This window comes from Paenarthrobacter sp. C1 (assembly GCF_049315185.1).
Classification (GTDB): Bacteria; Actinomycetota; Actinomycetes; order Actinomycetales; family Micrococcaceae; genus Arthrobacter; species Arthrobacter nicotinovorans.
In genome coordinates this window covers 1-10,392 of the sequence record NZ_CP186054.1, presented here as the reverse complement: position 1 = coordinate 10,392, position 10,392 = coordinate 1, and the positions used below count along the sequence as shown (strand labels likewise).

Sequence of the window (10,392 nt, the reverse complement as noted above, 5' to 3'; positions counted from 1 at the left end):
CCAAGAGGCACGTCTCATTTGGGTCCCGCGTCGAGTGCAGCATTGGCGTCAGATGGTGGTTCAATCATTTCTGAAATGAGCGTGCCTTCGGCGATGCTGACGATGAGGTTCCCGTCTTCGTCCAACGAGTGCGTGTCGGGTATACCTGAATTTACGGTCCTCATCCACGCATCCAGCTCAATGTCAGTGCCTTCAAGGGTCAGGGACATGGGTTCCTCCACCACCACCGTTATGTGAGCAGGCTCGCTAAACATAGGATCCCCGGCGTCAATGCCATCGGTTGTGAAGGTGTTCCATCGCCCCTCAGCCTTTTCGCCCCGCAACATCTTTGCTACAGCGCCAACGGCCGCACGCTCCTCTTCCGTCAATGTCTCAAAGTCAGGAATCACGACGACAACATGAGTGTGTTCCTGGATGAGGACCAAGTCCTCAAGAAAATCAATAAGCCTGGCTGCTTGATTTCTTGTTTCGTTTTCGCCTGCCAAGGGCCTGAGAATCGGCCTGCCGCCACGGATGGCGAGGGTTACCTCGTTCTTCCCATCCATGAGGGACAGGAACCTGATAGCAGGAAGGACATCGCCAGGGTATTTGCCAACACATGGATGTGTCCGGAAGTTGAAGGTCTCCTGCCGGAGATCACCATCAGTGCGCGTCTTGAAGCTGAAGGTAAGCGTTCCACTTGCGTCCTTGGCTGTCATTGAGAACCCGTCTCCACGCGGAGCGTTCGCTGCCTCCACATCGACAAGGGGGAGCCGGAGAACCACACCTACCTCGGGCGCCCGCACTTGAAGTTCCAGAGGAGGCATGTTGCTCTCCTCGAAAACCGGAACAATGGAGAAGAGACCATCACCTGCTTCCGAGAGGCCGGTGGGGTCCGTGACCTCAATCAATTGCCCCGGCATTGAGTCAATCCTTATCCCGTAATCCAGGAACTCTTTCAGAGCTGCGGCGTGCTCGCTGTCCGGCGCCGGGGTAAGGGATAGCTTCCCACCTATCGGACGTAGCCATGAGGACTCCGCTGAAAGGGGTACCACCCGAATCGTCGCGTATTGCTCATCGCTTGTTTGAACATAATGAACGAGTGAAGCTCCATTGGCGTCCGCCAGGAAATGCTGTTCTGTCAAAGCGCCCACATTACCTGTCCGGATCTCGACCACGTACCTGTAGAAAGGATCAACGTGGGAGAGAGCTTCGACAACTTGCTGCTGGCGTTCAACGATCCGCTCAATCAGACCGGGACGTTCTTGACCACTTGTGAAATCGTTTCGCAATGCCAGCATCTGTTCCATCAGCCCAGTTATGCGCTGGCCACCGTCTCCGAAAAAGTAGTCGACGACTGCCGGACGACCTGACGCGAGAAAGTCCAGCTGTGTTCGTCCCAGCCAGTGCACCTCGAAGCCGCACCCCTTCGTTAGCTCGTCGCGCCACTCAAGTTGTTCCCGCGTAGGGTCCCAGGGCATCACCAAAGTCCAGGATCGGACATCCTTCTTGGGCAACGTCTCAGTTATGAACCGGTTCCAAGATTCCTCTATTTGCTTCTTTTGCGAGGCGGTGAGTGAACTCGAAAACTTCTTGACTTGGTAGATGTCCCATCGCCCCTCGGACTCCACCTGGATGTCAATGCCCCCATCGCCTCTCGATGGAGTGATGCGATTGCCTTGTGGGTTGTCCAGGAGAATCAGCGCGGCGGCGAACTCTTCTACTTTGTCGCCCGATTCGCGTTCCCAGTTCACCGTAGTCATCAACATAGGATCGCATGTGTTGACATGCACCCTTCCGGTTCTGGGCCGAATCTTCCTTTGACAATCAACGGAAGGAACAACCCCATGAAGAACCCTGCCCTCACCCTCCAGCCAGCCCGGGTCCCGAGACTTTCAGCGGATCCACAACAGGTGAGTTGGTCCGGAGGCGAGAAACCGTCCGAGATTTTCAGGGCAGCATATGTCCCCGCGGAGCGTTGGAACGGGTGGGCGAAACCGTACTTCTCCCAAGACGAATGCCTGCGCCTGGCAGCTACACAAGCAGAGTTCAACGACTCCCTCAGGTTCGAGTATGACCCTGCCCGGCAAGTCTGGCAGGAGTTCAACGAGGAGGAGGACTACCGCAGCGATTGCAGGACCTTACTGGTCGACGGCGTTCCATGCCACCAAATCGGCAGTGGCTTCACATGGATGGAGCTCCCGGACGCGCCGGGAAACCGGGAAGCGGGAGTCTCTGGCGGTGCGGTCAAGGAGGTTCGTTCCGCTGGTGGTGCAGCCAAAAGACGATCCACGCCGCTGCCGGTCGAGGCGCCTAGCAGTCTGGCGATCGCGGGGACACTGGAGGCCGGGTCCGGGCCTCTTCTATAGGCAACAGAACTCCTGATGAGGCGGGCGACGTTACTGGCCGTAGGCCTGCCTAGTTTTCAAGCGATGTCAGGGCCCGCCCCGGGTATCCCTGGCCCGATGAGGTCCACGGGTTCTGCTGGTGATCCCGTCCGGGGTGGGTGTTGGCTTATGTTTTTTGCGAAGCCGGTGAGCGTTTGGTCCAGCTGTGGGAGCTCAGCTTCGGGGAGCCCGTATTTGGTGAATTCCGTGGGGGCGAGTGCGCGGTGGCCGGTCATGGATGCAGCGAACATTTCAAGGTCCAGGTGCGGGTCTCTGCGCTGGCACAGCTCGATCAGCTGTTGCGGGGTGAAGCGTTTGCTGTTGAGGATGGAGTAGGCGTCGAGGTAGTCACGGGCGTAGCCGCGGGAGTAGACGGTGAGCAATTTCGAGGCCACCGAGTCCTTCAACGACAGGACTGGTCCGACGTCCACGATCGCGGGCTTGTTCTCCCACCAGTCCAGGCCAAGATCAATCACGACGGTCGTTTCAGCCTTGGTCACGGTCAGGCTGGCGAACTCCTGGTATTGCCGTGTGACCTCCACCGAGTACCTGGCCCCGACTAGCGCCTCCGTGATCTTGTTCACGGAGGCTGCGAAGGTCTCCGGGGTGTGGCTGCGGTACTGGGCAAAGAGGTCAATGTCATCAGACATCCGGCTGATAACACCGTGTTCGGCAAGGGCCTGCCCACCGGCCAGGATGAACCCGTCGGCAGCGAGAACGGAAAGGGCTATTTCAGTTGCTACGCGTTGAGCGTCGTCCATGCGGGATGTTCCTTGCTTTCGCGGTGGGTGGGCAGCTGGGCAAAGGCGTCATTCCAAAGTTGCCGGCAGCGGGCCGGGAGTCGCATGGAAGGCCACAAAGTGATCAGTCTGCCGGCGTTGAGGATCCGGGCCATCTCCTGGGTGGAGCCGGAGTTCTGCAGCGTCAACTGATAGAGCGACTTGCAGCTGGCGTCATCGGCGACGTCGTAGTGACGCTCGGGTCCCCAGTCCAAGTGGATGGGTAGTTCCACTACACCGGATGATGGGCCTTTCAGGTCTTCAAGGGAGTCAGGGACGAGATAGACGAGGGAATCGGCGATGGTGTGTCTGGCCTCTGGTCCGTGGACATACTCTCGAAGGCCGGCGCGGACCCGCTCGGCGACTGTCGTTCCTTCTCTGGCCGCCTTGGCGTGCGCTTGATTCCATAGCTCGTCCTCAATACGGACCGAACGTCTGGGCGTACCTGCCGACATGGTGACCTCCCTCCAAGGGGCGCTTCGGTCCTATTCTACAGGGGTGTCATGACACCTCTCGCTGGTAATCGTCCTTCCGCACCGAAGGATCCCTGCTGGCAGGGATCCTTCGGTTAATTTGCTTCTCTTACACGATCCCGGGGTTTGAGGTGTGGGTGGTGTGAATAACTTCCTGGTGGTGTTCGGGTTGAGGACCACTGGGTTCTTGCGGCTGGGGTGTGCTCGCCCCCGCGGTTTGTTCGATCTGCAGGCGACGGTAGGCCGGGATGGTGAGTTCCTCTTGTTCTGAGGGGTTGATGTTGGAGTTGAAGGTGATCTTGACGTTGAGTCCTTCCCGTTTGGTGGCGATAACGTGTTGACGGTCGCCTTCGGGAGAGATGATGACGTTGCCGGGCTTGATGGTTGCACTTCGGGTCGGGCGGGTTTGAGGTGCGTGTTCGAGGCTGGGGCGGAGTGTTCCTGGGAGTGCTCGGTAGCCGCGTTGTGCCCAGTCTTTGATGCCAAGGGTGACTTCTGGTTCGGGGTCGCCGACGACCATCAGGTAGGCGTTGGCCTCATCTTCGGTGGGGATGGTGCCGTCCTTCCTGCGCAGTTGATCCAGACGCAAGACCTCCCCAGTTTGTGGTGGTCCTGAAAGCTCATCAGTTTCCGTCATGCCCAGTGCTTCGAACGCGTTGCGGCGTAGATCGTAGGCGTCGAGGCTGAGTTGAAAGCGTATGTCCCTGTCCGAGGGCTCTGGAAAGGATGGGCTGAGCTCGGCCTCTTGGACCGGTTCATCGACGTCGGTCTCTGAGGTCGGGTCGTAGCCTTCGTACACCACGTCCATGGCTTCTTCCATCGCGTCGGTCTCTGCGGCGCTGAGTTCAAGGTCGGACCGTTCCTTGTCCAGGACTATCTTTGCGATGGAGTAGGGTGCCTGCGCTTCGTCGTCCCAGCGCTCAACCATTTCGAGGGGCCCCTGAAAGTCCGTTAAGGCTGCAGCCTCATAAAGGGAATCTATGACTGTTGCTTGTTCGAGGGCGGCAATCAGCCGCGGGGTGATGTTCTGCTCGTTCAGGAGGGTGTTGAGTCCTGTCCGGCCGGCGATCTCGACGAGATCGGGGCGGCCGAGGGCCATCATCGTTTCAATGCCGTTGGTTCGTTCCCGCGCCGTTTGCAGCGCCCGTTGAGCGTACTCGTCCGCCCTATCGGTGAGGGTGGTCAGCGTGGCGGCCCGGGGTTCTTCTTCACCGACGTGGGTGAAAGTCTCGTGGTAAGCGTTGTAGAGGGCGGGTTCGTGCTGCCGCGCCCAGCCCAGTACCGATTCCACCCCAGATGTATCGGTGGCCACAGGTTCGGCGGCGAGAGCATCACGCAGAGCTGTCATCATGTCCGCTATCTCTTGCCGCCCTTCTACCGTTTCCGCGGGTTCGATCCTCTCCTCGCGGCCACCGTCTTCATCCGGGATGCTCTGCTCATACGGGTCCAAGCCCATCGCGGTGATGAGCGTGTCCTCGAACGCGGGATCGGCAACGACCGCTGAGAGGTTCCCGCCGTGACGGACCAAAAGCGCAGCACCGAACGGTTCAGCCACCCAAGGTTCTTCGGGCCAGCGAGCCGCGGCGTAGGCTCGGTCGGACCTTTCCTCGAAGTCTTTGATCATTTCTTTGGCTTTGGCGAGGCGGTCACTATCGGCGCGTCTGTCCTGCCCGTCGACGCCTAGTTTGAGTTCCTCCAACAATTCGCGGACGGTGGGACTCTTCCAGGTTCCAGGTTGTGATGATCCCGTCGTGTTTGCCGGTGTAGGTGTTGCGGTGTTCTCCATGTCGTCCTCTTCCGTGGTGCGTTTGTCTGCTGGTGTGTTTTCGAGGAGGCGGCCGGGTTGTTCTGAGGCCACGGTGGATGATTCGTTCGCCGGACGGTCCGGTGTGTGTCGGTCATAACCCGACATACCCCGCACCCCGCAGGGCTTGAGGTGTTGTTGGGGCTAGAGGTCCCAGGCGGGGTCGGTCTGTGCCGGTTGCAAGGTGGGTATCTGTGTGGACGGGTCTTCGTTCTGGAGTTCGACCGGGCCGTCCTGGCTGGCGCGGAACTTCTCGTAGTCTTCGTTGAATTGTTCGGCTTCTTTGAGGTGACGGTCGGCTTCTGCTAGTTGCGTGTCGATGTCTGCCCATGCGTCGTGGGGTGCCTCGGTGTCGACGGTGGCAGGGCGGGGTGGCAGGTATTTTCGGGCTTGCTTGTAGTAGCCGGTCATCGTTTGATCTGTCTTTTTCGGGGGTTCACCCCAGGCCGTTGTTGCGTCTTGTTGGCCGGATACTTCCCGCCATGCCGTCACTGCCCGTAGGAGGGCGGGAAAGTTACCGGCATCGGGGTGCTCGCTCCTGAGTTCTGCGACCCAGGTGGGGGTTTCATCGCCCTCCGGCGGTGGCGTGAGCTGGTTTAGCCGGGCGTTGATCTTGGTTTCGAGCTGGTCTTTGAGTCTGCTGCCCTCGGCGCTGGATGGGGTGAACGATGTCGTAAGAGTACCGACGTCGCTTGTTGATGGTTCGGCTGTCTGGTTGGTTTCCGCTGCTTTGATGAGGTCTTGGATTGTTGCTGTTTCCGCATTCAGGTGTGCTGGAAATGTGGTGGGCGGGCCGGTGTGCAGCAGGGCGGGAAATAGTCGGTCAGTGGTGATCTGGTTCTTTCTTTCCGGGCTTAGATGGGTGTCGAGCCATTCGAGGACGGTGAGGGTTTTCTCCACGGTGGCGGTGTAGTCGTATTCGAAGATCAGGCGGGCGAAGTCGTTGGCGTAGCCGTGTTCGGCGTCGCGTATTTCGTGGGCTGTCATTTCGTGGGCCTGGTTTGCGAGGACTCCTTTGAGGACGGACATGGCGTCCTCGGGGATGATCTTGCGGACCATTCCCCACTCATCGGGGGTGTCGTCTTCGGCCGGGTCGGGGAGGTCGACGTAGCAGGTGTTGCCGTCCCGGCCCCGGGTCATGGCGACGTAGAACAGTTCACGTGCGAGCCCTGGCATCACTACGGTGTGGGCGGAGCCAACGGTGACCCCTTGTGAACGGTGGGCGGTGCAGGCGTAGCCGAGTTCGACAGAGGCTTTGAGGTAGTCGGGGTCCAGGGTGATGGACGCCCCGGTGTCGGTCCGGGCGGCGGTGATGGATCCGTCGTGACGGATGTCTGTGATCTTCAGGCGGGTGCCGTTCTTGATGAAGTGTCCTTGGTCGTCTTTGAGGCGGCGGTCGTTCTGTCTGGCGAGGATCAGGTCTCCGATGCCGGCGAGTCCGTAGCGCAGTGTGGTGGTGGTTTCCAGGTTGACTCGTCCCTCCAGGGCGAGATCCAGTTGTGCGCGGGTGTTCAGGTCGCTCACTGTCTGGTTGTCTCCGGCGATGAGCAGGCTGGCGGTGATGTCCTCTTTGGTGTCCTGGATCCAGGCTTGGTAGGCGCGGTCAGCTGCGGTCCCTTCGGGGCAGGTGTGGATCCTGCCGTGCTCGGCGTAAGTGGCGAGAATGTCTGTGTCGCCTGTGCGCAGGCGCAGGGAGGCTGCGCGTTCCCATTCGGCTTTGAACCTCCATACCTGGCTGAGGACGGGGGCGGCGGTGTTGCGTTCGAGCCAGCCAAGGAAGCCTCCGGCTTCAACGGCGTCGATTTGTGCGGCGTCACCGACGAACAGGAGTTTCGTTCCGGCTGTCTCTGCTTGGCGGGAGAGTTCTGCCGCGGCCGCTGTGCCGATCATGGAGGCTTCGTCGAGGATGACGAGCTGGCCGGGGCGCATCCGGTATTTGGCTTGTTCGGCGTATTTCGCGGCCAGTCTTGCCGCGGCCCCGTTCAGGCGGGTCTGCGCCCGGGCGCGGGCATCTCCCCTGGCGGGGGCATTCCTGAGCATGGTTTCGTGGCGTTCGACCTCGGTTTCGAGTCTGCTGATCTGTTGGGCCCTTCGCGCTGCGCCGTCACCGGCTGACTCGTACAGCCATTTGGCGACGTTGTCGGTGGGTGCGTTGATTTCCTCCCCGAGGACTGCCGCGGCAACGGCCGAGGGGGCGAGACCGACGACGCTGCCTGGCCCGTTGGCCTCTTCCCAGAGGTCACGGATGGCTTTCATGGTGGTGGTTTTTCCGGTTCCTGCCGGGCCGATGATCGCGTCGATGGCTTTCCCGCTGGTCAGCACTGCCTGCGCCGCTACGACCTGGTCATCACTGAGAGAGTGGCCTTCCCGGGTGCGGGCGGCGGCCAGCGCTTCCCGGGTCTGGTCTTCTTCCAACGCTGTGGTCACTGCGTTGGTGGCCCGTTCGATGAGGAAGGCTTCATCGTCGATAATCCTGGTGGTGGTGAAGCGTTTGGTTTCCTCATGTTCGAAGGAGCTGCGGCCCCGGACCGTGAGGAACGGGCTCTCCGCCTCTGGGGCTCCCATGCGCTCGGGGCTCAGCGACACCGCTTCGGAGGACGCGGCCGCCACGACACGCTCGACAAGGTGTTCCCTGTCGTGGGCTGATCCCATCCGAATCCCTCGCAGCAGCCGTTCCGTGGACGCGATCAGGTTCGCCCTGGTGAACGTCGTCCGCCGGGTGCCTGCATCGTGCAGGGCGAAGCTGCCCAGCAGATCCACGACGTCCTGGCCAAGGTCGGCGTTTGTGACGACCGCGGAATCATGTCCGATGGAATCGCGGATCACAGTGGCTGGGTTGTAGCCGGCGTCCAGTGCACGGTCCCGCCAGCTGACAATCTTTTCGGGCAGGGATTCAGTTGAGGGTTTCTTGGCCGAACGTGAAGCCATGGTTGCCTGCCGGCGCATGTTCAGCACGATCGATTGTGGTGGGCGTTTGCCGTGTTGTTCCTCCCAATCGGCAAGGAGCTGATCGGTCCTCGCTTCGATGTCCAGTGATCTGGTGGAGAACTCGGTGATCAGACCGTCGGGCACTCCTGCCAGTTCGGCCCGGGCATTGCGCGGGTCGGTACCAGGTTCTTCGAGTTCTTTCAGGAGGCCTTCGACGTCGGTTCCGGTCATGCCGGCGATTCCATCGCGGAGTTCGGCGAGGGCGCCGGTGCCCTCGTAGATCCGGTCGAAGAGGATGCTGTTGTATTTTTCCGAGACAGCCACCATGTGCCGGTGCAGGGTGTAGGAATCCAAGGTGACCCATTTGCCGTCGCTGGTGCGTCTGACCCGATTCGCGATCACTGCATGGGTGTGCAGCTGCGGGTCTCCGGCCCGGGAATCCCAGTGATCGAACAGGGACGTGATCGCACCTTCTACGGGCACCCAGGCCACACCGGCGTGCCCGGCACGGGCTTGGATCACGTGGCGTTCGAGCCAGTCCAGGCATTCCTCCACGGCCTGCTTATGCGCCTCGTACAGGTCCGCCTGCAGCTTCGGGTCAGCCAGGGCCCACAGAACACTTACCGACTTGGGCGGGCTGAACGTCAGATCAAACCCGGCCACCGCTTCACGCGCCGCTTTCGCGGGGGTACCCATCGGGGTTTTTGCGCCCTCAGGGGCTGACGTTTTCTGGATCGGGCGGGCCCCCAATTCCTCGCCGGTCTCTGGGTGTTTGAAGTCCTCGTAGATGCTTTTCGCCGTCCACTTGGTGACTTGTTGCCCTTCGACCATCCCAACTGCGTTCAGGCCGCGGCCGTGCCACCGTCCAGGTGGGGCCTGAGTTTCGGTGTAGTACGCAGTGAGGTCCCTCGTTCCGATCTGGGCCCCGTCGCCGGCGGCAGCGGAATCGAGGTAATAGTCGATGTTGATCCGTCCGATGCTGACTGTCATTTCTTCCCTGATTTCTTTCGCTGCTGCTCGTTCTGACTCTGCGCATGTTGCTGGTTTCGCCAGGTGATCCATCTGGCGAGGATCTGTTTGTCCGTTCCGTTGGCTGGCTTGCCTCCGGTGCTTTGGTAGAGCCGGCGGCAAAGCCGGTTCCAGTCCTCGTGGATCCCGGCGTTGTCTTTGGCGTGGGTTCTGGCTTGCTCGAACGCTTCCCATAGAGCGTCGTATTTTGCCGTTAGCTGTCCGAACGCGGCGTTGCCTTCGGCAAGCCGTTGCCGCAGCCTGGACACGTCTGCCGGTGTAACTGCCGCTGCCGCAGTTGCCGTTTGCCGCTCACGTTGGGCGGCGATCGCCTCGTTAAGTTGCCGCTGCAGCGTCGCTGCCTGTTCTCGCAGCGCGGCAGTCTTTGCGGCTTGCTCCGCGGCAACTGAATCCGAATGCCGCCGCGCGGCGGCAACGGCAGTTTCGAGTTTCCGTATCTGGGCGTTCTGTTTGTCCTTGACCATCTGGGCACGGATCAATGCTGAGGAGGTCCGTTGGAGGGTTGCTTCCAGCCCGGTCACCCGTGCGGACAGTTGAGCTGCCGCGGCCGCTGGCAGCGGATCAGCTGTGGGCTGCCCCCGCTGGCGGCGTTTGGCCGCGGTGTCTCTGCAGATGGTTTTGCAGTAGAGAGCTCGTTTGTCCTTGTCAGAAGGAATCGTTTGGTGGCATTTTCTGCACTTCCTTACGGGCGGAGCAATCAGTTCCATGCCTGGTGTTTCGGTTCGGCCGCCTCGGGCGTGTGTCAGTTCCCTGGACAGATGTCCCACGGAGTGCACCTTGGTGCCACAGGTGTGAGTCCTTGTTTGTAGCTTTTGCTGTCTTGGCCTTTGTTGTCGTTGCTGTCTCTGTTGCCTTGATCTTTGGTGCGTTCTGCTCTCTCCTGTTGTCCTTGCTCTCTCCTCTGCTTGTTCTGTTGTGGCTGGGCTGGACTTCCTTGTGCCTGTGCTTCCTTGGATGGTGGCTTGATCCCTTTTTGGTGAGGACAGCGGCACCCTTCGGTGCCGACCACCCCC

At 60.6% G+C, this 10,392-nt stretch carries 7 protein-coding genes; 1 reads left to right on the top strand and 6 read right to left on the bottom strand.

The features are described 5' to 3' along the window. Positions 1-14 precede the first annotated feature (14 nt). Positions 15-1,742: a hypothetical protein gene (locus tag ACNAOU_RS25660; protein ID WP_422759308.1), complete on the bottom strand. Its 1,728-nt coding sequence runs from the start codon at positions 1,740-1,742 to the stop codon at positions 15-17. 84 nt (positions 1,743-1,826) lie between these two features. On the opposite strand from ACNAOU_RS25660, the gene ACNAOU_RS25655 reads away from it, so the two are divergent. Next, a complete protein-coding gene (locus ACNAOU_RS25655) occupies positions 1,827-2,348 on the top strand; it encodes a hypothetical protein (protein ID WP_422759307.1) in 522 nt (173 codons plus the stop codon). Between the two features lie 56 nt (positions 2,349-2,404). Here the strand turns inward: ACNAOU_RS25655 and ACNAOU_RS25650 are convergent, their stop codons facing one another. From ACNAOU_RS25650 to ACNAOU_RS25630, 5 genes are all read right to left on the bottom strand, one after another. After that, positions 2,405-3,127 (bottom strand): nucleotidyl transferase AbiEii/AbiGii toxin family protein, encoded by a 723-nt coding sequence (locus ACNAOU_RS25650; RefSeq protein ID WP_422759306.1) that lies wholly within the window; start codon positions 3,125-3,127, stop codon positions 2,405-2,407. Continuing rightward, positions 3,106-3,600: a hypothetical protein gene (locus ACNAOU_RS25645; RefSeq protein WP_422759305.1), complete on the bottom strand. Its 495-nt coding sequence runs from the start codon at positions 3,598-3,600 to the stop codon at positions 3,106-3,108. The genes ACNAOU_RS25650 and ACNAOU_RS25645 overlap by 22 nt, the downstream gene beginning before the upstream one ends. Positions 3,601-3,727: 127 nt before the next feature. Beyond that, a complete protein-coding gene (locus ACNAOU_RS25640) occupies positions 3,728-5,476 on the bottom strand; it encodes a hypothetical protein (protein WP_422759304.1) in 1,749 nt (582 codons plus the stop codon). A 90-nt stretch (positions 5,477-5,566) separates the two neighbouring features. Beyond that, the gene (gene mobF / locus ACNAOU_RS25635) at positions 5,567-9,340 is read right to left on the bottom strand and encodes a MobF family relaxase (RefSeq protein ID WP_422759303.1); all 3,774 of its coding nucleotides are present in this window, start codon (positions 9,338-9,340) and stop codon (positions 5,567-5,569) included. Further along, on the bottom strand, positions 9,337-9,900 hold the full coding sequence (locus tag ACNAOU_RS25630) for a hypothetical protein (protein ID WP_422759302.1): 564 nt from the start codon (positions 9,898-9,900) through the stop codon (positions 9,337-9,339). Before ACNAOU_RS25630 ends, mobF begins: the two co-directional genes overlap by 4 nt. Positions 9,901-10,392: the final 492 nt, after the last annotated feature.

Coding starts and splice junctions, on each gene's coding strand:
- ACNAOU_RS25645 (WP_422759305.1), bottom strand. CDS start 3,600: ATGTCGGCAGGTACGCCCAGACGTTCGGTCCGTATTGAGGACGAGCTA.
- mobF (WP_422759303.1), bottom strand. CDS start 9,340: ATGACAGTCAGCATCGGACGGATCAACATCGACTATTACCTCGATTCC.
- ACNAOU_RS25650 (WP_422759306.1), bottom strand. CDS start 3,127: ATGGACGACGCTCAACGCGTAGCAACTGAAATAGCCCTTTCCGTTCTC.
- ACNAOU_RS25655 (WP_422759307.1), top strand. CDS start 1,827: ATGAAGAACCCTGCCCTCACCCTCCAGCCAGCCCGGGTCCCGAGACTT.
- ACNAOU_RS25660 (WP_422759308.1), bottom strand. CDS start 1,742: ATGACTACGGTGAACTGGGAACGCGAATCGGGCGACAAAGTAGAAGAG.